This is a genomic window from Fusibacter sp. 3D3, assembly GCF_001748365.1.
Taxonomy (GTDB): Bacteria; Bacillota; Clostridia; order Peptostreptococcales; family Acidaminobacteraceae; genus Fusibacter_A.
On the sequence record NZ_BDHH01000001.1, the window covers coordinates 386,171 to 412,759 of the forward strand.

The 26,589-nt window shown below is 35.1% G+C and carries 22 protein-coding genes, 2 tRNA genes and 1 other RNA gene; 7 read left to right on the top strand and 18 right to left on the bottom strand.

Translation table 11 applies throughout. From position 1 onward, the window contains the following. The first annotated feature begins 223 nt into the window (after window positions 1-223). The 7 genes from F3D3_RS01695 to F3D3_RS01725 all read left to right on the top strand — a co-directional run bounded on the left by F3D3_RS01695 (window position 224) and on the right by F3D3_RS01725 (window position 7,872). Entirely contained in the window at window positions 224-982 is a 759-nt protein-coding gene (locus F3D3_RS01695) for an alpha/beta fold hydrolase (RefSeq protein WP_069870595.1), read from the top strand. Between the two features lie 3 nt (window positions 983-985). Then, window positions 986-2,587, top strand: a complete 1,602-nt coding sequence (locus tag F3D3_RS01700) for a UDP-N-acetylmuramoyl-tripeptide--D-alanyl-D-alanine ligase (protein WP_069870597.1) — start codon at window positions 986-988, stop codon at window positions 2,585-2,587. Between the two features lie 67 nt (window positions 2,588-2,654). Further along, a complete protein-coding gene (locus tag F3D3_RS01705) occupies window positions 2,655-3,821 on the top strand; it encodes a D-alanine--D-alanine ligase family protein (protein ID WP_069870598.1) in 1,167 nt (388 codons plus the stop codon). A 37-nt stretch (window positions 3,822-3,858) separates the two neighbouring features. Further along, on the top strand, window positions 3,859-4,542 hold the full coding sequence (locus F3D3_RS01710) for a response regulator transcription factor (protein ID WP_069870601.1): 684 nt from the start codon (window positions 3,859-3,861) through the stop codon (window positions 4,540-4,542). A gap of 65 nt (window positions 4,543-4,607) precedes the next feature. Further along, the gene (locus tag F3D3_RS01715; RefSeq protein WP_175438258.1) at window positions 4,608-5,618 is read left to right on the top strand and encodes a HAMP domain-containing sensor histidine kinase; all 1,011 of its coding nucleotides are present in this window, start codon (window positions 4,608-4,610) and stop codon (window positions 5,616-5,618) included. A gap of 15 nt (window positions 5,619-5,633) precedes the next feature. Then, entirely contained in the window at window positions 5,634-7,295 is a 1,662-nt protein-coding gene (locus F3D3_RS01720) for a hypothetical protein (protein WP_069870605.1), read from the top strand. Window positions 7,296-7,410: 115 nt separating this feature from the next. Next, a complete protein-coding gene (locus F3D3_RS01725) occupies window positions 7,411-7,872 on the top strand; it encodes a hypothetical protein (RefSeq protein ID WP_069870607.1) in 462 nt (153 codons plus the stop codon). 188 nt (window positions 7,873-8,060) lie between these two features. Here F3D3_RS01725 and F3D3_RS01730 read toward each other — a convergent pair whose 3' ends face one another. The 18 genes from F3D3_RS01730 to F3D3_RS01815 all read right to left on the bottom strand — a co-directional run bounded on the left by F3D3_RS01730 (window position 8,061) and on the right by F3D3_RS01815 (window position 25,889). Then, the gene (locus F3D3_RS01730) at window positions 8,061-9,743 is read right to left on the bottom strand and encodes an IS1634 family transposase (RefSeq protein WP_069870609.1); all 1,683 of its coding nucleotides are present in this window, start codon (window positions 9,741-9,743) and stop codon (window positions 8,061-8,063) included. Between the two features lie 278 nt (window positions 9,744-10,021). Next, a complete protein-coding gene (locus F3D3_RS01735; protein WP_069870611.1) occupies window positions 10,022-11,212 on the bottom strand; it encodes an ROK family transcriptional regulator in 1,191 nt (396 codons plus the stop codon). Window positions 11,213-11,341: 129 nt separating this feature from the next. Next, window positions 11,342-11,941: a recombination mediator RecR gene (gene recR / locus F3D3_RS01740; RefSeq protein WP_069870613.1), complete on the bottom strand. Its 600-nt coding sequence runs from the start codon at window positions 11,939-11,941 to the stop codon at window positions 11,342-11,344. Then, complete coding sequence (locus tag F3D3_RS01745; protein WP_069870615.1) at window positions 11,942-12,280, bottom strand: YbaB/EbfC family nucleoid-associated protein; 339 nt, start codon at window positions 12,278-12,280, stop codon at window positions 11,942-11,944. 22 nt (window positions 12,281-12,302) lie between these two features. Then, a complete protein-coding gene (gene dnaX / locus F3D3_RS01750; protein WP_069870617.1) occupies window positions 12,303-13,943 on the bottom strand; it encodes a DNA polymerase III subunit gamma/tau in 1,641 nt (546 codons plus the stop codon). A 76-nt stretch (window positions 13,944-14,019) separates the two neighbouring features. Beyond that, window positions 14,020-16,314, bottom strand: a complete 2,295-nt coding sequence (locus F3D3_RS01755) for an HD-GYP domain-containing protein (RefSeq protein WP_069870619.1) — start codon at window positions 16,312-16,314, stop codon at window positions 14,020-14,022. Beyond that, window positions 16,304-18,682 (bottom strand): HD domain-containing protein, encoded by a 2,379-nt coding sequence (locus F3D3_RS01760; RefSeq protein ID WP_069870621.1) that lies wholly within the window; start codon window positions 18,680-18,682, stop codon window positions 16,304-16,306. The genes F3D3_RS01755 and F3D3_RS01760 overlap by 11 nt, the downstream gene beginning before the upstream one ends. 193 nt (window positions 18,683-18,875) lie before the next feature. Continuing rightward, window positions 18,876-19,139: signal recognition particle sRNA large type (ffs, locus tag F3D3_RS01765), an RNA gene on the bottom strand. A gap of 12 nt (window positions 19,140-19,151) precedes the next feature. Then, a tRNA-Ser gene (locus F3D3_RS01770) sits at window positions 19,152-19,241 on the bottom strand. A gap of 1 nt (window position 19,242) precedes the next feature. Continuing rightward, a complete protein-coding gene (tadA, locus tag F3D3_RS01775) occupies window positions 19,243-19,698 on the bottom strand; it encodes a tRNA adenosine(34) deaminase TadA (RefSeq protein WP_306455899.1) in 456 nt (151 codons plus the stop codon). A gap of 18 nt (window positions 19,699-19,716) precedes the next feature. Then, complete coding sequence (locus tag F3D3_RS01780; RefSeq protein ID WP_069870623.1) at window positions 19,717-20,502, bottom strand: bifunctional 2-polyprenyl-6-hydroxyphenol methylase/3-demethylubiquinol 3-O-methyltransferase UbiG; 786 nt, start codon at window positions 20,500-20,502, stop codon at window positions 19,717-19,719. Between the two features lie 90 nt (window positions 20,503-20,592). After that, a tRNA-Arg gene (locus tag F3D3_RS01785) sits at window positions 20,593-20,668 on the bottom strand. A gap of 2 nt (window positions 20,669-20,670) precedes the next feature. After that, entirely contained in the window at window positions 20,671-21,402 is a 732-nt protein-coding gene (locus tag F3D3_RS01790) for an OmpA family protein (RefSeq protein ID WP_069870625.1), read from the bottom strand. A 6-nt stretch (window positions 21,403-21,408) separates the two neighbouring features. Beyond that, entirely contained in the window at window positions 21,409-22,146 is a 738-nt protein-coding gene (locus tag F3D3_RS01795) for a hypothetical protein (protein ID WP_139131983.1), read from the bottom strand. A gap of 19 nt (window positions 22,147-22,165) precedes the next feature. Further along, complete coding sequence (locus F3D3_RS01800; RefSeq protein ID WP_139131984.1) at window positions 22,166-22,561, bottom strand: hypothetical protein; 396 nt, start codon at window positions 22,559-22,561, stop codon at window positions 22,166-22,168. Next, window positions 22,554-22,994, bottom strand: coding sequence for a hypothetical protein (locus F3D3_RS01805; protein WP_069870631.1), 441 nt, complete (start codon window positions 22,992-22,994; stop codon window positions 22,554-22,556). Before F3D3_RS01805 ends, F3D3_RS01800 begins: the two co-directional genes overlap by 8 nt. A gap of 436 nt (window positions 22,995-23,430) precedes the next feature. Next, complete coding sequence (locus F3D3_RS01810) at window positions 23,431-24,855, bottom strand: helix-turn-helix domain-containing protein (protein WP_069870632.1); 1,425 nt, start codon at window positions 24,853-24,855, stop codon at window positions 23,431-23,433. Between the two features lie 140 nt (window positions 24,856-24,995). Then, window positions 24,996-25,889, bottom strand: coding sequence for a diacylglycerol kinase family protein (locus F3D3_RS01815; RefSeq protein WP_069870634.1), 894 nt, complete (start codon window positions 25,887-25,889; stop codon window positions 24,996-24,998). Between the last annotated feature and the right edge of the window lie 700 nt (window positions 25,890-26,589).

Genomic DNA, 26,589 nt, shown 5'->3' on the forward strand with positions numbered 1-26,589 from the left:
GTTTATACCGTTCCTTTTTTCTTTAATTCTATACCTATTATAACATGCGTTTTAAAATTGTTTATTACATTTCAAAAACAGTATTGAATAAGTAGCTTATTTCATCACGCGTTTTATGGTAAAATGTAGAGTGAAATCATATATCTAATCGGCTGTAGAATTCAAAGTCACGTTGAGAATGCACGTAATTAAAATTTATTCAGCGTTTATAAGGGGTTAAAACATGAGTTTTTTCGATTATAAATCCAAAAAGGTCCATTATGTACAACGTGGTCATGGTAAATCTGTCCTCATTCTCCACGGATGGGGCACTAATATTGAAAGTTTCAATCTCATCATTGAAGACCTTTCAGCACATTATCAAGTCACCGCACTTGATTTTCCAGGGTTTGGATTATCAGAAGAACCTGTAGAACCCTTTACACTTTTACAGTACGCAGAGTTAGTGGAGGCTTTTACAACCCATTTAAATCTGGAAAATCCAGTCGTCATAGGGCATTCCTTTGGGGGGCGTGTCGCCATTAAACTGGCGCCAAAAAACATCTATGATAAGCTCATTTTAGTAAATAGTGCGGGCATAAAACCGAAACGAAAATTCAATTATTATTTTAAAGTATACGGCTTTAAGGGTATTCGAGCTCTTGGTAAATTGCCGCTTTTTTCATATGTATTGGCCGAACCTATCAAGGCATATTCTGAGAAATACGCCAGTCAAGATTACAAGCAAGCCTCACCAATGATGAAAATGGTTTTATCCAAAGTGGTCAATGAGGACCTTAGAAACTTTTTACCTAAAATTGTCTCACCAACACTCCTCATTTGGGGGGATCAAGATACGGCAACGCCGCTACAAGATGCACAGCTCATGTCATCCCTTATTCCTGATTCTGGATTGGTTGTATTTGAAGGTGCTGGCCACTTTACGTATTTAGAGCAACCCACTCGATTTTTGACCATTATAAAAACTTTTATTGGAGGCTAATCCATGTTCATAGGGATTTTATTAATACTCGTGCTCATCTTTTTAAGATCCAAAGATGATTTACAAAAGTTCCAACAAAATTCATATCGAATCAAACGTTATTCAAAATGGCTCATGAGTAAACACAATTCATTTTTGAGACCTCACGAATGGCTCTATGTCCTCGGCGCTATTTTATTGCTCTATACAAATGCCTTTTATTTTAAAATTTTAGGCTTACTTTTAATACTTTTGGATTATTATTTCTTTTGGCTCATTAAAACCGCTACCAAAACAAAACTTAAACTCAACATGACCGCACGTGTAAAGCGCATGATGTTTACCAACGGCTTGTTATTATCACTTTTATTCGCCATTTGGTTTTACGCCTCAGATTCTGCAAAAACACTTGTTTCGACACTTATTGCGGTGCTTTATCTCGGATCCTTTTTACTGACCATGATCAGCAATCTGATCAACATGCCCATTGAAACACAAATTAACAACTACTTTTTTGCGGATGCGCAAAAAATCATGGCTAAAAATCCAAACTTAACAGTTATCGGCATCACCGGAAGTTATGGTAAAACCAGCACTAAAAATGTACTCTATCAAATGCTCTCAAAAGATTTTAATGTCTTGATGACACCTGAGAGTTTTAATACCAAGATGGGATTGACCAGAACCATAAGAACATATCTCAAGCCCACACATCAAATTTTAATCGCTGAAATGGGCGCGAAAGAGATTGGTGACATCAAAGAACTCTGCGATTTTGTCCACCCCAAAATGGGGATCATCACTTCAATCGGACCTCAACATTTAGAAACTTTTAAAACGCTTGAAAATGTCATTGCTACCAAAGGCGAACTCTTTGAGTGTCTTTTGCCAAACGGCACTGCCTTTGTCAATGTGGATGATGAAAACATTTTGAAATTACCCAAACGTGAAGATTTGAAATATGTGCATTTTTCTACAAATACGGATTATAAAGCACTCATACCACTACCCGATTATGCGATCGAAGATGTTCATCTCTCTGGGAAAGGTTCTAGCTTTACGCTGGTTCATATCCCGAGCAAAAAGAAAGTGCGTCTCAATACCAAACTGCTCGGGCGTCACAATCTGGCGAACATCGTTTCAGGCGTGGCGGTCGCACTTGAACTGGGTGTCAGTATGGAAAGACTTAATACCCTTATCGTTGATATCAACCCAATTGAGCATCGACTATCCTATAGACGCGTCAACGACACTTATACCTTGCTAGATGATGCTTTTAACGCCAATCCGATTGGTTCCAAAATGGCCCTTGAAGTTTTAGACCGATTTGAGGGCAATTCTAAGATCATCATCACCCCTGGGATGGTAGAGCTGGGTTCAGCTTCTTTTACACTCAACAAGCAATTGGGCGAACAAATCTCTAGAGTATGTGATTTCACAATTCTAGTGGGCAAAAAACAAACAGAACCCATTCAAGAAGGTCTAAAAGAAAATCACTATCCCTCTTCTAAACTCTATATTGCAAGCGATCTTTCTGATGCCTTTAGAAAACGGGATGAAATTATAGCTAAAGATGATGTGGTTCTAATTGAAAACGATCTTCCGGATACCTTTAATGAAATTTAGGCTTATGGATTGGCCTTAAAATCCAAATCTGTTTTTTAGGAGAGTATGGCATACCATACAATATCTTATGATTAATATTGGCGTTTTTTTTGGGGGAACCAGCGTAGAACACGAAGTATCCATTATCACTGCACAACAAGCAATTAGTCAGCTCCTTGACATGAAACATTATAAAATCGTACCGATTTACATTTCCAAAGACAACAATTGGTACACTGGGGACTACCTTCTAGAAATTGAACATTTTAAAGATTTAAAAAAAGTGATTGCATCAAGTCATCGCTGTCATATGGTCAAAGCGGATAAATGCGCACACCTCATTCATGCAGAGATGAAACTTTTCAAAAAAACTTATATCTGCGACATCGATCTCGCCTTTCCAATCATACATGGCACAGGCGGCGAGGATGGCAACCTTCAAGGGTTTCTAGAGCATATGGCAATTCCATATGTAGGGTGTAATGTCCTTGCAGCATCGCTCACAATGGATAAAATTGCCTCGAAACTCTTTTTACAGAATTCAGGTATTCGGGTCGTTGAAGGCGAATGGTTCTACTCGCACCACTGGAATCAATACGCCTCTTCCATTATAGAGGATCTTGAAAAAAAGCTCTCCTATCCTCTGATCGTCAAACCCGCCGACATTGGTTCGAGTGTAGGCGTAAAACCTGTGAAGACAAGAAGTGCACTCATCGAAGCTATTGATTTTGCAAAACAGTTCTCCACTCGCATTCTCATTGAAAAGATGCTAGATGATATGCGAGAAATCAATATTGCCGTGCTCGGCGATAGCGAAAAATTGAAATTATCCGTTTGTGAAGAACCCCTTACCGCTTCTGATTTTTTAACCTACGAAGACAAATATGTCAACGAAGCGGGAAGCAAAGGCATGTCTTCTGCAAAGAGACAAATTCCTGCAAAACTGAGTGACTCTTTAAAAAATGAAATTGAATGCATGGCAGCAGAGGCTTTTATTGCACTTGACTGTGCTGGCGTTTCAAGAATTGATTTTATGATTGATCGAAAAACGAATTTACCTTATATAAATGAATTCAATACCATTCCAGGATCACTTTCATTCTATTTATGGGAGGCCACTGGTGTAACGTTCAAGCAAATGCTCGAAGAAATGATTGAGGCAGCTTATAGAAGTCACCGTCGAAAAAGTAGTTTGATTCGCTCGAACAGCATCAATATTCTTTCAAAGGCAGACTTAAGTGGCATTAAAAAATAAATTTTAACCCTTAACGATAACAGGAGGCAATTTAAGTATGGAAAAAATACTCATCGTTGAAGATGATCTTCAGATCCAAACCTTGATCAGAGATTATGTTAATGCTTCTGGCTATATTGCAGTCACCGCATCTGATGGCGAAGAAGCCCTTCAAAAATTCGAATCTGAAAAACCAAGTCTTGCGTTGCTCGATATCATCGTGCCCAAGATTGATGGTTTTGAAATCTGTCGTAAGATTCGCAACGAATCCAATATCCCCATTATCATGCTCAGTTCAAAGAAAGAAGATACCGATAAGATTTTAGCGCTAGGTCTTGGTGCTGATGATTACATCGAAAAACCTTTTAGTCCACGTGTTCTCGTTGCAAAAATTCAATCGCAGTTTAGACGTGTGAACGAACTTTCAGGCACGCCTGTAACGGATACACTTAAAATCAACGATCTTGAAATTGATATCAAAGCTAGAACCGTCACTGTTAACGGTGTGAACATGCCTTTTTCGGTGAAGGAGTTTGAAATTCTAAATTATTTGATGGTCAATAAAAATCAAGCACTCTCTCGCGAGAAAATATTTGATGAAATCTGGGGCTATAACGAATACGGTGACATTAATACAGTCACTGTACATGTTCGCAAAATTAGAGAAAAGATTGAAAAAAATCCATCAGAGCCCGAATACATTGAAACCGTTTGGGGTATCGGTTATAAATTTAAAGGATAGATCACATGAAACTTCTAAAAATATCTTTACGTATGAAAATCATCTTTTTTCTCTCCAATATGATTATGTTCACGACTATCTTTGTCTTTTATATCTTCTTTACTTATAAGATTGATAAAATTCAACAAGTTTCCTTGTTTAAAAGTCCTTACCTGCTCTTAGCGGTTCTCGTCACCGTGTTGATCGTCTACTTTATGGTCATGATCATGTTGATTACAAAGTATATCTTCGAACCCATTTCTGAGATGAAAAAAGCAGCTGAGCAGATTAAAACAGGCAATCTCAATTACCCCATTCAATTCACTGAGGGCAATGAAATCGGCGAGTTTTGTAAAGAATTTGATAAAATGAGAATTCGTTTAAAAGACACGATTCTGGAACAACACGAACTTGAAAAAAGACGGAAAAGGCTCATTGCAAGCATTACACATGATTTAAGAACGCCGCTCACCTCTATAAAAGGTTATGTGGAAGCGCTTCAAGATGGTATCGTTAAGGACAAAGAAACCTATGACAAGTACCTTGCAACCATAAATGAAAAGTCTGACCTCTTAAATCACCTGATTGATGACCTTTCCGTTTATACCAAGCAAGAATTGGGTGAATTCACTCTTAATATCGAGCGTATCCATTCAGGGCGCCTTCTTAATAACTATTTTAATCACAAGCAATACGATTTTAAATACTCTGATATTGAGCTCGTTTTAAAAAAACCTTTTATTTCAACCTATATTAACGTAGATCCCTATCGGATGACACAGATCCTAGATAACCTTTTAAGCAACGCCAAAAAATATGCGCGCACTCAAATCATCGTATCAACAAAGGTTATTCAATACCATCTTCGAATTTCAGTACAAGATGATGGCGAAGGCATTCCCGAGGATTTTATCCAAAATCTCTTTGATCCCTTTTTTATGGTCAATAAGAAAAAAGATCAAAAAGAAAAAGGTGGCTCGGGACTTGGTCTTGCCATTGTCAAACAACTTACTGAAGCCCATGATGGCGAAATACTCGTTGAGAGTGTTCTGGATCACGGGACTACTTTTACCATTGAAATTCCAATAGATCGATAATCAAAGGAGGTCTCCATGAAATGTCCAAATTGTAGTTTTATGAACCCCGACCAAAGTGTCATGTGTAAAATTTGCGGTTATGAATTTGATACAAATCCAGCCCCAAAAGGCACTCATAAACACGATCATGCTGCCGTATCAAGTGATGACGATTCTGAAATGGAAGTCACCTTTGATACTTTGTTTGGTGTTCGCTCTAATCCACGTAAAATCAAAAATCCTTTAGATAAATCCAAGGATAAAAAACGCAGTCTTGATGCAACAGATGCGCTCTCTGAAGAATCCGATTCTCAAAATCAAGACTCACCGTCTGAACCTAACCCTCACGAGGATTCAGCTTATGTTAATTCAGCTTATAATCATACATCCAGTGTGCTCCGACCTCACATCCCCGTATACGATTACGATACAGATGAATTCGATAACAGCCTTGAACCAAGCGCTTCTAGAGAAACGCATGCAGATGAAAGTGAAGAAGAGGCAACCGAATGCGCCACTGAGAATGCAAACGAAGCCGTTTCAAGTCATGTATTCCTTGACGAGAATGGCGATGTTATTGATATTGAGCTTGTTCAAACGGGAGATATTCAAAATGATTTTTATACTTTAGATGAAGCAATTTTAGATGAAGATGATCAACAAACCAACAATAGAAAAGTTACGATTATTTTGTTGGTTGTGGTGGTTTTATTAATCGCTCTTGTCTTTGCACTTGCCAGTTCAAAATTGAAATTTAACCCATTTGCCTCTGAACCAGCCGCACCCATTTCAGAACCTGTGGATAACACACCCGCTGATGTTAATAATCCACAAACTGACGCTGTTATCAACATCGGTCCTGACAATACAGTCAACGCTTTCTTTAATGAACTCCCAGGATATGTGAATGATAACAACATTTCATTTTCAATGTATTTTAAAACGCCTCAATCTGCACTTGAAATTCTAACCGCCTTTAAAAATAAAGGCCACATTGACAAAATAGAATTTGATATCTCAGATACGACCTTAAGCGATGAAAATACAGCCTCAGTCAATGTCATTAGCAGCATTGATCGCACGAGCGAAAACAAACACCTCATCAGTCAAGATCAGTGGCAATTTACACTTACATTAGAAGGGGATGCATGGTTAATTCAAGATTTTTCGCTTAACGATCAAGACTCCAGCGCTAATAGTTCAAACAACGCTACATCTAATGCTCCGACTGCATCCACTGAAAACTCAGCTACAACTTCAACGACGACTTCAACCCCGCCTATTAAGCCTGAAGGCTTCGTAAAATCGGGCGGTTTTAAGGGTGGCATCATCACGGATGGACAAGATATCAGTGGTATTCGATATGGCAATCACGATCAGTACGAACGTCTTGTAATCGATCTTACAGAATGGCATACAGATGGCTCTGCTGTTAAAGTCAGTGAGGCCTGTCATTATGAAACGACCATTTCCGAAAACGGCCTTGAGGTCAACATCGTCTTATCAGGCGCTCGTGCAGCCTCAGCTGCTGCACCCGTTTTTGCAGATACCAGCAATATAAAAGCCGTAGACATCTACTATCCTTCTGATGATTCTGTAATTGGTTTATCTATAAAACTTAAAAAGCCAAGCAGCTATAAAGTGTTTTCACTAAAAGAGCCTGGCCGAATTGTAATGGATTTTATGCCCGAATCATAATAACTGAAGTATAAAATTGAATAGATTCTTACCCAATTCTAATCACAGACTAATGCATCTTATATCTATACTTGCTAAACTGTATTTAATAAGTTTATATGAGGAGGTGTATTAAATGCTATTTTCACTAATTACTATGGCAATCGTAGGCAAACTACTCCACAACAAAGGTTACGAGATTGAAAAACTCATCCCCTTTGTTTTAATCGCAGGTTTAGTTGCTTATTTCATTCCAATTGGCGCCATTATTATATGGCCTTTTAAAGTACTGTTTGGTATTATAGGCGGTATTTTGGGGTTTGTTGGTGGTATTTTTGGATCCACCATTGGCGGAATCGGTGGTATTACAGGTGGTGTTGTCGGTGGCATCGGTGGTCTTATCGGCGGGGTCTTAAGTGTCGTTTTCGGCATCATTGGTGTGATTCTTGGCATTATCGGTATTGCCATTGGTTTAGCCTTTGGACTTGTTGGGCTTGTACTGGGACTTGTCTTCCTATTCTTTATTCCCGCGACCATCCTATTCGTCGTTATTAAAGTGCTCCATTCAGAAACAAAAATAGCTCCTGACAGACGTTAACCAATATCTATATCTATTCACACTAAAAAAGCGTTCCATTAGGCTTTCATGTCCTCCTATAGAGGGTGGAAAAGCCTTATTGAACGCTTGTACTATTTTACTGCTATGTTTGCTGATTGGAACAAATAACCTACATTCCGCTGAATAGGTTACAAAAATCCAACATTTAAATCCAACTATTTTTAACCTCAACTAGAACCTTTGATAAAGGTCTCAAGTGGTATATCTAAATAGTTTAATATTTTTATAAGAGATTCGTCTAAATTATTGGCATAACTACGCTCCCACGGTTTGTTTGGGTGTTTTATAACACGCACACGAACGGAATAGAACATGTCGTATATTGCTCTTTGAGTAGGTTTTTTCATTTTTACCTGACCTGGTCCAACAACTTGATCTTGATCTGCACACAAGCCTCTGCGGACAACATACTCAGCTGTGGATAGCAACAACATGCAAATGAGCATCAAATATGAAAATGCTTCAATGCGTTCTGGTGATTCCAAATAGATTGAATTTACAAACTGTGGTGATTTCAACTGTTTGAACTTCTTTTCAACACTGTCTTGAGTTTTGTATTCTTTTAGAATTTCTTCACCATTGATTACAAGATCATTTGAACAGAGTACAAAACAACATTCTCTCTGTATTTCATAATGAATGAATGCTTCATCTTGAGAGCTATTTAGTTTTAAAAAGTACTCATAGCCAACAAGGTCAGCTTTTGGATCCAATGAAGGTCGACCACGTCTACGTTTGAGTTTGGATTCTATTGTAAAATCTATCTTATGGTATTTGAAATTTTTGAGATCTTTCAATTTGAGTTTTTCAATCTCCAAATTTGAATCTTCTTCACAGGCGAATGCTCGTTTTGAAAGCACTTTTGATAGTTTATCTAAGGCATCTAATTCTTTACTTACTTTTTTCCGAATGGTTTTTTCTTTTTGTGTTTTATATTTTGTGCTGTAATAGGTTGCAATTTTTAATGCGTGTCCTTTATAATCACAGGTTTTTTCAAGGACTTTATAATCATAGGATTGACCCTTGTAATCTTTAATTGTAATCGTATCAAGGCCATCAAGATGTGTTACAACCTCATCAATTGCATCTTTGGCAAGGAGCACGTTATCTGGCATGCGTGTAATTAACTTAATTGAACGGTCAGCTGCCATATCTAAATTTTTTTCAGAAAACAGGGCACTATCAGCTATATAGTAAAAATCAGACTTTTCAACTTGAAGATTTTCAAGAACATCATTCAAACGTTCAAGTGTATCTGTGTTGTATGTTTTGTCGTCTTTGTTACCTGAAAGAACAATTGCATCAACGACAATTCCATTGGCACAGCCTATACCGTATTTGATTTGTTTTTTATCCTGGCGTTTGTCTTTACTATGACCAAAATCAATTTGAATACTGCCCAAGATACCTTCGGCTGTTTCATATGAACCCCACATGACTTTCGAAGTTGTATCAAAGTTAATGTTTTTGATCTGTACACCATAGGTTATCAGTGCATTTGCCGATGCTTTAGCAAATATTTTTTGACATCCTGCTTTGTAGAATAGATCTAAAAATCCACCAAATCTATCATCATTTATTTGATCAAGGGCGACCGACTGATGAAATATGCCTTCAAGATCTTTATATTTGTAGTATTCATTAAGACGATATAGTGGATGATGATCGTCACACATATTTACCATCATCATCATTGCCAGCACCCCATACGATATTTCGGGCGGACGACCAGCAGGACTTTCAAGAGCACTGTCGATAAGTCTAGGAATACCAATAGCTTCACAGAGTGCTACAATAAAACCTTCTTTTCCGCAACTATATGTTTCAACTATATTTGGATCTACTAACATACGATAACCTCCATTTTAAAGTCTTCTTATGTTAGTATTCGCTATAAATTCATAAAATCCTTTTTGGAATTTTATGGATTTTTTAATCATTTACTTTCATTTTAGTTCAGCGGAATGTAGGTAACTAAGTAAATGATATCACCAAATAAATTGACCGTCAATATCAGTATCCAAAGGAGGGGATACGCGTTGAAGGTAGAAATCAAAAAGAGTTCACTTTGAAAAACGATTTTCATAATGAACTCTTCTGACCATGGACTTAACTATAATCTCTTCTTTTAACCCTGTTCTGCCACAACCACAGATTTAAAGGTTTCATTGACCACAAGAGCAACACTGCCCAGACCACTTGCGCTCATTTCTATTTCACTGAGTACAATCTCAGTTTCAACTGCAGCATTAGAAAAGATGGATTGATTCACCTCGTGAAAAAGCACATTTGTAAACACTTTGCTGTTTATAGGCACAATTCCTCCAATAACAACCATTTGAGGATTGAAAATATTGATCAGATTTGCTATGCCTACTGAAAGTACTTTCGCACTTTTAATCAAAATGGCATTGGCCTCATCCTCATTTTCGTAAGCCATTACCTCTCTAAACGTCATTTTCTTATTTGGATTTAGTTTAAGTGTCTCAGAAATTTCAGAAATAATGGCCCCTGCAGAAACATACATCTCAATGCAACCTCGATTGCCACAGTAACATTCTCTACCATGATATTCGATGACCGAGTGACCGAATTCACCTGCCACACCATTAGCACCTTCATAGATCGCTGAATTGCTGACAATTCCACAGCCCACACCTTGATCCACAAACACATATATAAAATGCTTTACTTCTCTCCCTCTGCCAAACCAAAGTTCACTTAAAGTGCGCGTTCTTGCAACATTGTCAATATATACAGGACAATCAAACTTGTCTTTAAACCAAGCTTTGACATCTATAGATTCCCAACCTTTAAGGATTGCATACGATTTTGATTTATGATGTTTAAAATTAGTGCCTGGGGTTCCTATACCGATTCCAGCAATTTTATCCCTAGGTATATTGTATTTTTGAATCAATTTAGTAATAACGCTATTGATCTCTTCTAGCATCTTCGTGGGCGTATCATACGCCATCTGTGGCGATTCCCAACGTTCAATCGTGCATCCAGAAAGATCGGTCAACACAACAAGGGTATTAATCGCAATTTCCACACCTAAAATATAGAGGTGATCACGATTTAAGCAAATTAAATTTGGCTTTCTGCCACCACTTGAATCCCCTTTTCCAACATCTATTACTAACCCCTCTTCTGTTAATCCATCCACAATCCTCATAACACTTGGAAGTGTCAGTTTTGTGATTTTTGCAATTTCTGATCTGCTTATATTACCCTGTTTAAAGATCAACTTTATGATCGAGTTTCGGTTTATTCGCTTTAAAAGTTCTGGCTTTCCAATCACTATTTTAGAATTCATCATTGAACGTCCTTAGTTGAGTTTATGCGTTGCTATTCATAAATTCTACTCTAATGGGTTGACCACTGTCAACTTTTGTATGATATCGACGATTTCAAAAAAAACTTTGGCATAAGCCAAAGTCATTTTTTACAGTATTCTTCTGCCTTCAATTGCTTTTGCAAGCGTAATTTCATCAGCATATTCCAAATCGCCTCCCACAGGGATGCCGTGAGCAAGGCGCGTCACCTTGATATCGGTTCCTTTTAAAAGCTTTGAAATATACATTGCAGTTGCTTCACCCTCAATCGTTGGATTCGTTGCAATAATAATCTCGTTGGTATCATCTTCTTGAAGCCTCAATATGAGTTCTCTGATCTTAACCTCATTAGGCCCAATGCCATCCATTGGTGATATTGCACCATGAAGGACATGATAATAGCCATGAAACTCTTTTGTGTTCTCAATAGCAATTAAATCTCTTGGTGATTCAACAACACAAATTAAGGTCTTATCACGCTTCTGATCAGAGCAAATATCACACAATTCACTTTCAGTGATATTAAAACATTTTTCGCAGTATTTGATTTTTCGCTTCACTTCCAGTATGGATTCCGCAAAACTATAAGCCTCTGACTGCTCCATATTGATCACATAAAACGCAAGTCGTTGTGCCGATTTTTTACCAATTCCAGGTAATCTAGAAAATTCATCAATCAATTTATTGATAGAAGGAATAAATTTTGACATCTAGAACAACCCTGGTATGTTCATGCCACCAGTAAACTTGCCCAGTGATTTGCTCATGGTCTCTTCAGCTGTTTTAAGCGCCTCGTTCACTGCGACAATAATTAAGTCTTGAAGCATTTCAATATCATCTGGATCAACCACTTCAGGTTTTAAATCAATTGAAATGACTTCTTTTTTACCACTAACCGTTACTTTAATTGCACCACCACCCGCTGTTGCTTCAAATACTTCAGATTCAATTTTTTCTTGTGCTTCCTGCATATCTCTTTGCATCTTTTGAACTTGCTTCATCATGTTATTCATATTACCAGGCACAGCTGGTCCTCTACCTTTAGCCATAATTGAAAATCCTCCTAAAATCTTATTTTATCTCAAGCACATCTTTATAATCCCTAAAGTAGTCTTTTACCTGCTCTTCTGGATCTAGTGCTTCTTTATGTTCTTCTTCCTTAATTTCAAACTGAAGTGAAATAAGCTTCTTTAAAAGCCGAGACATCAAAGCTTCTAAATACCTTAAGTTTACTGCATTTTGAACGATATTAATAAAAAGTTTATCTTCTGGTGCTATACCAATTGTAATCCTATTTCCATTAAGAGTCAAAGGGGTTGCATTCTCAAAAACAGGCATAATCCCCTTCTTTTCAGTTTTTATGGCCTCCTTAAATTTTCCCCACACGGCATTGACATGATCAAAATCAATTTCAGATTCAGTAAATTCAATGAACGGTTCAATATCATCCTTCTGCACAACTGGAGGTGTTTTTAAAGGGCTCTCGTTGAGCCTGCTCTTTGAAGATACAGAAGACCTTGCCGGCGCCAATGGATGCGCTCCTTTAGGGACATTGCCACCTTCGTAAACAATTTTTTCTAACCTAGTGATGCGTTCTACAAGACCCTCAATGGTTTGATCTGCTTTCACATTCATAATTTTAACGAGTGTTGCTTCAAATAAAATGCGTTTATTTTGAGAATATTTGATGCTCTTTGAAAGCTCAATAAAGAGGTTTAAAGCCCTAGAAATCTCAATTTGAGTAAACTGAGTTGCTAAAGATTTTACGGTCTCCATGTATTCATTTGAGGCGTTGATCAAAAGATCGTAATTTTCCTTTACCGATAAAACAATTAATAAATCTCTATAGACCTCTATAATTGCATTAATAAATTGATTGAGATCCTTCCCATTTTTTATAATATCGTCCACTTGTATAAAGATTTGATTCGCATCTTGATTCACTAAATGTTCTATAAGCTTCAAAATGACTGTGTTCTCCACAAGACCTAGTAAATCGACCACATCTTCAACCAACAAGCGATTTGTACCTACACTTAGACATTGATCTAAACTGCTGATGGAGTCTCTCACAGCACCATCACTTTTTTCAATAATAAGTTTTAACGCCTCAATATCATAAGTTACAGCAGTCTGATCACAAATATACTTTAATCTAAAGAGCAACTCTTCATAAGAGACTCTTTTGAAATCAAAGCGCTGACATCTTGAAAGAATCGTTGCTGGAATTTTATGCGATTCTGTAGTCGCTAAAATAAAAAGCACATATTCAGGCGGTTCCTCAAGCGTCTTTAATAGTGCATTAAAAGCACCTTGAGATAGCATGTGTACCTCATCTATTATATACACCTTAAATCGACCCTTTGAAGGTGAAAATTTAACGTGTTCTCTCAACTCTCTAATATCGTCAACACTATTGTTAGAAGCAGCATCCATTTCCACAACATCAATAAACTGGTCTTCTAAAATGCTTTTGCAATTTTCACATGCGTTGCAAGGATTGCCATCTGAATTATTTAAACAGTTTACAGCTCTTGCGAAAACCTTTGCTGTTGTGGTTTTCCCAGTGCCTCTAGTGCCTGAAAAAAGATAAGCATGGCCTATACTGTTGTTAACAATTTGATTTTTAATAGGCAATATAATATGATTTTGTCCAATAATTTCATCAAAGTTAAGGGGTCGCCATTTTCGATACAATGCTTGATAAGCCATTTCTTACTCCTTTATTTGTAAAAAGATATTTGTAAACTACATACTGTTTTATGTTTAAATCCTTTAAATTAATAAATTATAGATCATCAATTATACTCTGCAACCTATCTGGAGATTGCATCACAATTTTTTCAAATGCATCTATGATAACAGGGATAAATTGAGTTCCTTTATTTCTGATCAATTCTTCGAGACCTTCATATATGGTCTCTGCTTGAGAATAAGATCTTTCGGAAGTTATCGCATCAAACGCATCCGCAACACCTATAATGCCAGCATATTCAGGCAATTCTTGCAAAGTTTGTACCCTTGGATAACCCTTTAGATCATATCTCACATGATGGTATAAAATACCCTCCATAATTTGAGGATTTAGTTTAATGGATTTTAATATTTGAATGCCCTTTTCAGGATGCTGTTTTATAATCTCATATTCTTCTAAGCTCAATTCACCTTGTTTTGTAAGGATGGATTGGTGTATGCCCACTTTCCCAACATCGTGAAGGAGACCTGCAATTTCTATATTTTCAAGTTCTTCATTACTATAGCCCATTTCTAGCGCAATTTCAACAGAAAATCTTGATACTCTTCTTGAATGTCCTTCAGTATATTTGTCCTTGGCTTCAATGACATTTACAAGTGCATGTATTGTATTGAAGTATTGCTTCCTCAATTGATCATATAACAAAGCTCTTTGGATAACGACTGAGGCTTGGTTTTTAAACATTTTTAGAATATTGATATCATTTGAATTCAAATCCCGCTCAATCCCAAGTGCTAAAATAGATATAATTTCACCTTCAGTCTCCATAGGCGCAATCAATATCTGCTTTAAATTATCAGAATAATGATGCTCTTTGCGATAAACCTCATCCACTTCAATAATTTTTATCTCTGAATCCATTATAATGTCACTTTCGTAATACGTGTTTACATCCTCAATATACAGATCATGGTAAAATTCGCCTTTCTCTGTTTGAGCTTTTAACTCCCAAAATCCATTATCATTTTTGATTCGAATTGTTCCAAAAATAATATTGAAAAGAGAATCAATTCTATTGATTATATTGATCAGTAATTCATTAAGGCCCCAATTGCTAATCAGTGCGGAATTGATTTGATTAATGTACTCCAGTTCCCTATTCTTTCTTAGAATTCGACTTTGAAGTGTAATTTCATCATTAATGGACTTACCAATGTATAAATAACATCCGTTCGTTAATGCCTCAATCTTGACGTTCAAAAACTGGGACACTTTAGAATCAAAACTGCTCATTCTAAAATTTAAAAACAAAGGTTCTGAACAATGAGTGGTCAGTTCTTTAAGGGTTTTGGATTTATCAATCATTATTGATCGTATTGATTTCCCAACAATTTCATCTTTTTTAAAGCCCAATGTGTTCTCAAAAGTACGGTTGACCTCTAAAATATCGCCTTCTCTATTGATCAAAAAAACAATTTCATTTACTGTATCAAAGAGGATATCGTTCATCTCTTCTTTTGTTGCCATCTCAGTAAAGTATTGATCATGTTCTCTTTTTAAGGCTTTGCTGTTCTCAATTACAGATTCACTATCTTGTCTGTATTTCTCACATGAAATAATCAATGCTTTTATTTGTTCATCCAAATGCACTTCAACCTCACATATTTCACTGATTAGATCCTCTAAAGGTTGATCAACATTATTTTTTATCATATTGTCACGCTTATATTGACCCGTTTTAATGAGATTTAGTGTTTCTATGAGATTATTTAATAGATATTGTTTCTTTTTCAATACAATGTTGAATAGAGCAAAAATGCCTATGTTTATTAAAATTACAACAACACACCACAATATATAGGGAATACTGTGGCGGTCTTTAACAGGCATTATAATCACCATTTCAAGATTTAAACTTTCATTGTAAACGGCCTTGTAGTAGTCATTGTCAATCATCTGTAGTACATTTGATTTTAGCTGCAAATTCGAATTAGAGGTGATTTCAAATGCATAATTTGATAGATTGAGGTCCTCAAAACCAACATATTGAACTAAAGAACTCACCCCATCTCGCTTAATGTAGATCGCAAATCTATTATGGTTTGAATCCATACTGACAACATATTCGAAAAGAGCTTGATCTTCTTCTACAGGTGTTTTACCTAACCGGTCTATCTTTTGAATAAACTTTAATTGATTTAAGTGATTCTCTAAATTCAAATAGATTTGATCTGCTAATCGGTCTATCTCTAAATTAACTTTTGTAAGTGCTCTCTCTTTTATAGATTCATCCAAATAGAAAAAAGCACTTAAACTCCATAATATCATTGGAATCAAAATGATCACAAAAATTAACCATTTTTGAAAATTATAATATTTAATTCTCATAATGTTCCCCCGGTATTTTCGAATCATAAAGTGCATCTAAAGCATCGTTTCTATTATCAATCAAATCCTCTAATATTTTCAACAGTTGTGGTGAATAGACCGTTCCAGATTCCGCAGTCATTTTTGTTACAAAATGATTGCGGTCAGATTCTCCACTATTATAATTCATAAAAAGATCAAAATCATTTGCCAATCTAATAATCTGTGCATAATAGGGTTGCTCTTGAAGTTCAATAGGCTTATTTGACAAATCATAATTGAGATGATGGAATTCAATACCGTTAAGAATTTCCCTATTAAAGCCTACATGCTCTATCATTTTTCTGCCCATAGCCCCATGTTCATCTATGTCAAAAAAATACTCCAAAGAATTATCTGCGAAGCCTAATTTTCCGATATCGTGCAGTAACCCTGCAATATAAATATCATCAATTTCACTGTCCTTTAAATAAAGTCTTTGAGCAATTAAGCTACAAATCTTAGCAACTCGTCTTGAATGCCCACTAAATCTTTCTTGCTTAATTTCTGCTGCTGTGACAAACGCTTCAACTGTTTTAAAGTAATTTGCCTTTAACTGATCATATAACAAAACCTTTTCAAGGGAAATAGTGACATTAATCGATATCGATTCTAACAAAATGATATCGTCGGTTTTAAATTTGAAATCGCTAATGATTGACATAACGCCAAAGCTCTTTTGGTAATTGGCCAACGGTATATAGGCAATTGATCGTCCTTCTTTTAGTAACTGCTCTAAAATAGGTTCGTGAAACCGTAAATCTTCTTCATGATTAATTAAAATAATCTTATTTTCTTTAAAACAATACCCCATATGTCTCCCTTCAATTGGGATTTCTTCACTTAAAACATACGCCGTACTATAACCCGAAATTGTTTTGAGTTCAAGTTTTTGATCTTCATTTACAAGTCTAATTGTACTTGAATTTAAATTTGCCAAAAAAGCAACCTTGTCCAGTATATCTTGTAAAGTTACATCTATATTGTTATTAACACTTACTATTTTGCCGATTTCATTGATAAAATGCAAATCCCTGCTCTTTTTAAGGTAATTTTGATTCATTTTATTTTCAAAATTATTTTTTGAACAAAAACATAGTATACAATTTACTTGATGAAATGTTTTTATTCTTACGGAACTCCCATTAAGTGATTCGTTGAATATATGGTTTTTAAACGTGAACTTAATGGATTTGTAATCTCGCTCTAATAAAAGGCCTAAGTCTTCATCAAAGCCTTCTATAAATGCACTCATGCGATCACATGGCGTTGTCATATTTTCCATTTTTAGGTTTTTTTCAAGCGCTTGATTAACGTAAATAATATGTCCACTTGCATCCATTAACCAGATCATCTGATCTATATTATTAGCCACCGCATCAAAGAATGAGGTGAGATATAATGCCTTATTTTTAAGAACCACATGATTTTTATAAAGCGCTTCAAACTGTTTCGTCTTATACCGGATATCCTGTATCAACTCATTCTCAACGACCTTAAGTTCGCTAATTTTAAGCATTTTTTGATCAATATCTTCTTTTATTTCATCTAAGCTTGCCCTAATCACATGATATTCCTCTATTAAATAAGATCCGCCAATATTTTTTCTATAGTTTGTATCCAAAGCCACTACTAATTGATTCAAAGTCTCATAACTCTTACTTACGAAAACATAGCACGACACTAATAAAAGTAATATCATCAATATGATTTGCGTAAATCGATTTCTAAATATTTCTGGAAGATATTTAAAATGATTTGATTGATCGACAATTATGTATCGAGAATCATCACTATAAAGCAGTTGTACACGATCTGATTCATTCATTGTTGCCAAAACGGACGCTTTAAAAGCTTCATATTGGTAGTTCATTATAAGATTTCCTCGCCACTCTCCTTTAGAATTTATAACATTTTTGCTAAATGTTACATATTCAACGTCCAGAGTGGGATCTTGTTTGGGCTCAGAAATACTGATTTCATCCGATTTTGATGAATTGATTTTTAAATCTTCATCTTCTACTGTATAATGAACACTCAATATATTAGAATCTGAACTCACAAGTGCCTCTAAAAACAACTTATTTTCATGTTCATCCTGTATTAGATTGCTTTCTTGATGTTTTATGAGGATATCTGATAAAAGCTCTAATTCATCCAATATAACCTTTATAGGCGTATTTCTTACGTCTAATGGCACTGACTCTTTATCTTCAATCACATGACTCACATCACAAAAAACGCTAAAGAACGCTATATTGGCGCCTAATAGCACAAACACTAACAACGCTATATATTTTATTAAAAAATGTAGTGTTGATCTTTTTATCGAATCTCTTTTATGATTCACTCAAATTCCCCACGATCTGATCCATTGATGTATTAAGTAAATTATATTAGAAAAAGCATTAAAAATAAAGCAGAATACCACCTTTGAAGTTAAACATCCCTGAAAACCCTATCCACTCAATTTGATTTGATTTGCATAACAAATTTTAGATACTAAAAAAAGTTGTCTATAAGACAACTCTTTCTTATGTAAGCCGTGCATCCAACTTCGAAATACTACTACGGACGTTACCACAACAGTTAGCTCAAACCAGGAACCCCTGCGGCACATAAACTTTCTCACTTACCGCTGCTTCCTTCCAGATCTGACGGAGTTCATAAGTGTCTATTGCGCAGGACCCAATTATCAACACCACTTTTCATGGGCAGACTCAACAATGGTATCCCTTAGATGGACTTCAATCTTGCTACAGCGGATTGCAAGTTACAAGGCACCGCTACCTCCCCATCTAGCACGGCATATATTTTATTGGCGGAGAGAGCGGGACTCGAACCCGCGGGGCCATGACAGCCTTACACGCTTTCCAGGCGTGCCCCTTAGCCAACTCGGACATCTCTCCACTATCTTAACCTTTTAAAAAAACGCTTCATTACGTCCGAGCATTCTCGACTTAATACGCCTTCAACGATCTGACAATAATGATTCAATCCTTGAAAATCAAATAAGTTGAATACTGAACCACAAGCGCCCCCTTTAGGGTCTCTTGAACCAAAGTAAACCGTCTTAATTCTGGACTGATAAATAGCCCCAACACACATAGGGCAGGGCTCAATTGTAACATATAGCACACAGTCTGTCAATCTCCAATGCCCCATATTTTGACACGCGTCTTGTATCGCATTGATCTCAGCATGAGCAATGGCACTTTCGGATAATTCCCTTGTATTATGCCCTTTTCCAATCACCTTTCCATTTTTTACAATGACTGCACCTATCGGCACTTCTCCAAGATCAAAAGCTTTCTCAGCTTCAACTAGCGCTAACTTCATAAAACGACAATGCATTGTTTCATCCACAACAATATCTCTCCTCTGTTATAATTTACTGCATACCACTGTAAAGGTCTTAGGAATTCCCTGATCAAATACTTCTGAGGATAAATTTTGTTCTTCTTTGAGTTCATTGATCAAAAATCCAGCTTGTGCAAGTGCCGTTATCACTTCTCCTAGAGTCCATTTTCTGAGGCGGACTTTTTCAAGAACCACTTCATCTGAATACTTAGAAAAAGCCACTTCCTGCTCTTCCAATTCCGTACTAAAATAATTCCCTGTCACTTTATGTTTTCTAACTTTTGCAGTGGAACCTCTAGAGGTTATAAGTTTTGTCGACACAGGGTGAAAGTCTCTTAAAATAAATTTTCCATTTTGACCGAGTAATTTCAAAGCCATTTGAAAAAAAGGTTTTAAATCTTGAAAATAATGGATGATCCCCATCTCCGCGAACACAATATCCGCTGTACCCTCATATTTTTCAAGGTCTACTTTGAGTACGTCACCTATTATATACTCGATCTCACAGTCACATGCCTCTGCCAGTTCCGTAGCGTACTGTTTATTACCTGGAGAAATATCAATCACAGTGACATGCGCACCTAATAAACTTAAAGCGACCGCTTTCTGCCCCATAGAACCCATCAAATTAACAATCTTCTTCTCCCTTACATTTTCAAAGTAAGGATAGATCGGGTGCAAAATCTTTTCTGGTGACTTCATAATTTTTTGTGCAGCTTCAGTCGGTACACCGTATTTATTGACATAAGCATTATATGTCTCTTTTTGCCATAAGGCATTATTTATATCTTCATTGCTTTCGGATTTCATCGTTACCTCCAATTGCTCTGGATGTTAAATCAAAACTAACAATCTATAACAAACCCCTGTGACCTACTGATCACAAGGGTTCTAATGTCGTGGCGCACCCGAGAAGATTTGAACTTCCGACCTACCGCTTAGGAGGCGGTTGCTCTATCCACTGAGCTACGAGTGCATTTATTTTCCATTGATGTTCTTTATAACATAATCTCTAAAATATATTTCCACATAATCATTTTTTTGACGTTCTTCTTTTTTAACAGAAATAGGATTTGAAGAACCCGCATTTATAGTCACAAATTTGCTTTGATCCAAACCATTTGCGGTCATGATCGTGTACACTGCTTTAACTCTATTAGAAGATAATTCAACTTCCATAGCGGTATTCATAAAATTAGGGTATCCATCAGCGTGACCTTCTATGACAATTGACTCATCAGGATATGCTTTTACCACATCTATAAAAGATTCTAAGGATGCTTTGGCTTCATCGCTAACTGCAAATGACTGAAAATCAAAATAAATGTTTATATGTGCTTCTTTCAAGATTTTTAGATCTTCTATTGAGTACGTTCCGTTTCCATCACGCTCAGGACCCTCTGTTACTTCAGTGTCCTGTTCTTCAATAGGATCATCAATAGTATTTTGAGTAGGTATGTCTTCTGGTACATCTTCTGGTATTTTTTCTGGAACATCTTCTGGTACATCTTCTGGTTCGGTTTTTTCTACACCATTTGCTAAATCTATCGGCTCATCTACATTATCTAAGTTCGTATGAGCAACCGGTTCGGGTTGATCCGCTACGTAACCAAAAATATAACTACTACTTATAATAACGATTGTCAGTAAAGAAATCAAGTAAATTCCAATTATTATTTTACCTTTTTGAGTGTATTTTTTAGGAAACATTGTACCCTACTTCTTAGGCTTAACAAATTCAACAAGATTAATAATCTTCTGAATTTCATATTCAATTAAAGTATTTTGGTCTTCTTGGAATTTTTTTCTACTCTTATTGATTTCTTTTAAATCTTCAATCCGTTTTTCTAATTCTCTAATCGTTGCATCGTTTCTATTAAAAATTTCTTGAGTAGTAGAAACCGTTTCTTCCAGCACTGTATTAAGCGAATCAATTCTCTTATATGCATCGTTTAAAAGTTCGTCTAAACTTATATTAGAAACGTTCATTATATTTAAAACAGTTTCTCTTTTGAGATCCATTGGTAAATTTTCTGGAATTGCTTTTAAATAAACATCAGCCATAAAAATTGACTTTTTTAAATCTGTTTCTAAATGAGAATTTCTGTAAATCTCATCAATTGTCAACATTTTATTTTTTTCATAAGCATTGATCAACAAGTCGAGTTTGTCACCAATATCTTTTGGAATATCGTTCATTTTCCCAGCTTTTTCTCTTTCCAAATCTTTTTCTTTAAATCTTGCACTTTCTTTTTCAATACGAACAGCAGCCTCATCAACTGATGCTGATACTAAATGTGATAAATCAGGGATATTTTCTAAATCTGGAACCTGATTTACATCTAATTCAGGTTCTTTGGATTCTTCTATCATTTCGAATTTTGATTCATCGCCTTCCGCTGAGTTTGTTTCCACAAGTCCCATTCTTTCAAATAACGTTTTTTTAGGTACCACGTCAATGCCCTCCCTATACTTATAATTCATTTAGTCTACTTTCCAAATATTGAATTTTGCCTCTATTACTCTTTAGTATACTCTTATAAGATTCAATAATTTCATCTTTTCGATTGATTTGAAGCTTTTTAATCTCAATTTGATGACTCAAGAGATCAATGACTTCATTTAAATCTTCTAAGCTATTTCTCTTAAACTCAGCTAAATCAGTATCTTCATTTAGTAAATAGGGTGTTATAACTTCAATACTATCTTTTATAATTTGAACACCTTCATCATCAATATAAGTAATGTTACTTCTCGTATGAATATGAGCTTTCAACACTTTTTTATTCTTATTTATTTTTTTGTAGATCGTCACTTTACTGACACCTAGCATTCGAGCTACTTCAATCACTCTATACATATTACTCAACTGACCTTTCAAGCTTTTTTAGTAAACCATACTGTAATTTGCTGATCACGTCTAGATCTTCTAACAGTTTAAACTGATATTTTGCCATCAATTCATCTTTAATTTCTAATTCTTGATCTAAATTTGTCAATTCATCTGTTATTATCTCTAGCTTCCTTCTCAAGATATCATACTCTTTATCTTGCCTAGACTTTATTTTGTTTTGCTTTACATCTTTAATATGATCCATATCATCTGAAGTAGAACTCTGGTTCAGATCCAAACTTGTGTGAAATAATGTCTTTAATATCTCTAATCCCCGTTCATCAAAGTAAGTAACACCATCTTGCTTTGAAATATTAGGATCAAGTAAAGCTTTATGTGTGATCATTTTTTCAAATATTTCCACTTTCTCAACACCAATTATATCTGCTGCTTCACTGACTTTATACATTAATTCACCTCCTTCAGTTTACTGTTAATTAACTGTTAATCATATAATTCGCTTATTAACTGACTTCACATGCATATATTAATTTTACATAATTAAATTCATAATTACAATTCATTTTTTATATATCTTTTTTTTATATGTATCAGTTTATTTTCAGTGTATTAAGCTTAAAACAGTAAGTACTCACACATTTTATTTTCGAATTTTTAAACTGTAAACCTGTTTACATTTATCATCTAAATCTTTATTTTTCAATATCTTGATCCTTTTTATATTTTTAAAATGCAGTTTAATTTTTTAGAACTTATTTTAATTGGGACAGCGTCATACAACTTTCACGCCTATTGTCTTCATAATTTGATATGTATACAAAACTGAGAAAGGTTGAAAGCGTTTCAATACAGAACGTTCTCAACCTATGTTTTATAATGAGATTTTATTTTTTTTTGATTTTTGTTTCAATTTGATACTTTTCGAGTTTACGATATAAAGTACTTCTTCCAATTCCAATGATTTCTGCTGCCAGTGTAAGATTATAATCTACTTTAGTGAGCACTTTCTGAATATACTTGGCCTCCATTTCATCTAAGCTCAGAAGATTCTCATCTTGAAGATGTGACAAGTGTTCCACACTGTAAACACTTACATTTCTATTATTTAGCTCTGATAATTGAACATCTAGAACAATTTCTTTAAAGTTCTTCATTTCACTTTTATTTATGAGTTTATCAATATACTCTGGTGTACAATTTACGTCATTGTTATCAATGATCTTTTTAACCAGTTTACAATAGTCATCTGTGAAATCGTAAAGATTCTTAAGCACAATTGAATTTTGTTTAATTCTTGATAGCAATCTTTGATTTATATTGAGTTCAGCAAGCGCATTAACCGATGTGTAAACTGTTGTCAAGATTATATTATAGCATTTGAAATCACTATATTTATATCCTAAGTTTGCAATTATTTTTTCTTCAGTGTAAACGATTAACAATGCAATACTTTTTGAATCTAGCAATTCAAAATTTTCTATTATGACCGTATCAAATTGATACAATCCTGTTAAAAGTTCATCATATCTAGCCTTTCTAGGAATGTCCACTACATTTATTAATATTCTAGATTTTGAAATTTGCTCTGCTAAATAAAGTGCTAAAGTTGTCTTCCCACTTCCTTTAGACCCCATGATAAAGATGGGCATTCTATATTCCAAGAGTCTTTTAATATTCATTTCAAAATTAGCCAAATAGGATTCTGGATATGCAAACAATTTATCTACTCTATAATTCGTTTTATTTTCTTTGTGCACAATAAGTTTAGAATCTATTTTCATTTTTTTAAGTGATTCTTGAAATCGATGCACATCATATTCTGACAAATTGACATCACTGATGATCATACAGACACCATAAAAAATATCTTTTAATGAGATCGGCATTGCCACCGTATATAAATTGCTAAAGACATTTAAATAGTGCTCTTCTAAAGACACTTTCGTATATTTTTCTGTTCTCAATGAAATCGCAGCAGCATTGGTTCCAATCAAAGTTTCATCTACATGATTGATCACATCATACACATCATGAATTATATTCTTGAATAGGACATCACCATTGGTATCACAAATCAGGTAATCGTAGTTATGATCTACAAGCCTAGATATATTTTCTATCATCTCATTACTCATAGTGGTTTCTAATGAGTCCTTTTGACTTTTAGATCTTATTGGCTCATCCGAATTTAGATGTGTGATAAAACATCTATACCATGATTTTGAAATTTCTTCGTTGACTATTTTTTTATTTAAACGGCCTGTCTTTATAAAATGCATTTTTGCTTCTTTTACTTGAATATTATACATATCACTTCCTCAACTTAATCACATGTGGTTTAAACCTCTAAATTTTCGCTATATCACGTTTTATCCGTATATCGATATTTTATATAAAAAATATAATTTCTTTCTTTATAGAGTCATTGTTTTTAACATATATATCCATTTTAATAAAATTTCAATGCATTTTCGAGCATGGAAATTTTAGCTGGTGTTTTTCCAACTAAGTTACCATCTGCATTGATATAATACTGTCCTTTATCATCATGTATTTCAATATCTTTTCCTTTAAGATAACTCACTTCATTTACTTGATCCAATTTCCCACTGTAAATTTTAGAAAGTTCTTTTGCAAATAAAATTTTGCTAACTGCATTAACCATACAGATATCAAAGACACCATCTTGTGGCGAAGCATCTGGACAGACATTCATTCCACCACCAATATATTTTCCGTTTCCAACAGCAATCAAAATTAATGGTTTATCTATTTTTTGCTGATCTATATTTAGTAAAACTCTATTGGCTTTAAAAAACAAACCCGACTTCAAGGTGCTTAAAAAATAAGCTGTTGATCCTGGAATTATTTTTTTAAGTTTATCCGTATCTTTAATAATAGGACCATCAATTCCAAATGAACACACATTAATAAAATAGAACTGATTCACTTTCCCCACATCAATGAGCAATGACTCTTCATTTTCTATTCTAGATAATATGGAATCAATATCTGCTGGTCTATCAAAACATCGAACAAAATCATTTCCTGTTCCACATGGGATGATTCCCACTTTAATTTTATTTTCACTTTCATATTCAAGCCCATTGATTATTTCTGATAAAGTACCATCACCACCAACACCAATAAATTCTTCATACCCATCCGCATAATAGGATTTAACAATTTCAGTTATATTGCCTTTGTATCTTGAAACTTGAATGCTGTATTTTATATTTATCATTTTATCTAATTTTGCTTTAATGGTCGGTAGTAGCTTAATTGTATTACCTCTACCAGCGACAGGATTTATAATAAAGACAATTTTTCTTTCTTTCACCATGCAAACCTCAATCTAAGTTTTATTTACGTCTTCTTATATTATACTCTATTTTCACTTTTTTTGTATTAACTATATTCATGCCATGAAGTATAACTCTTATCCTAATTGTAATTTTGATGTGCTTTTTAATTATGAACTATGATCAACCCAATAGAATTGATTTACTTCATATTTTTTTCATTTTTATTTCATATAAACTTAATTTCGATTTTTAAAGTGTTGATATTTCAACGGTTTGAACGCGTATCGCTTTCTTAGTTAATTGTAACGTCTCTTTTCGCTCCCCTTGATACAGTTGTCGTCGCGTCTTTAAAACATCTCACAGCTCAAATTTAAGCCATCCAGAGTGCGTTATATTAAAAGAAGCCTGAAATCGGCATTGTTTCACGTGAAACATCCTATTTCAAGCTTCATTATTATACCCCTTGGGGAGATGTCCCCCACTTCTCAAAGTGGGGGTTCATATTCCTAATTCAGTGGGAGTCCAAACTCCCACTGAATACAATCCGATAGGATTGCAAGGGTTACGAAGGTAGCGAAGCGGACTGAGTATATGTTTTGATTCCTTGGGGAGATGTCCCCCACTTCTCAAAGTGGGGGACATCTTCCTAATTCAGTGGGAGTCCAAACTCCCACTGAATACAATCCGATAGGATTGCAAGGGTTACGAAGGTAGCGAAGTGGACTGAGTATAAGCTTT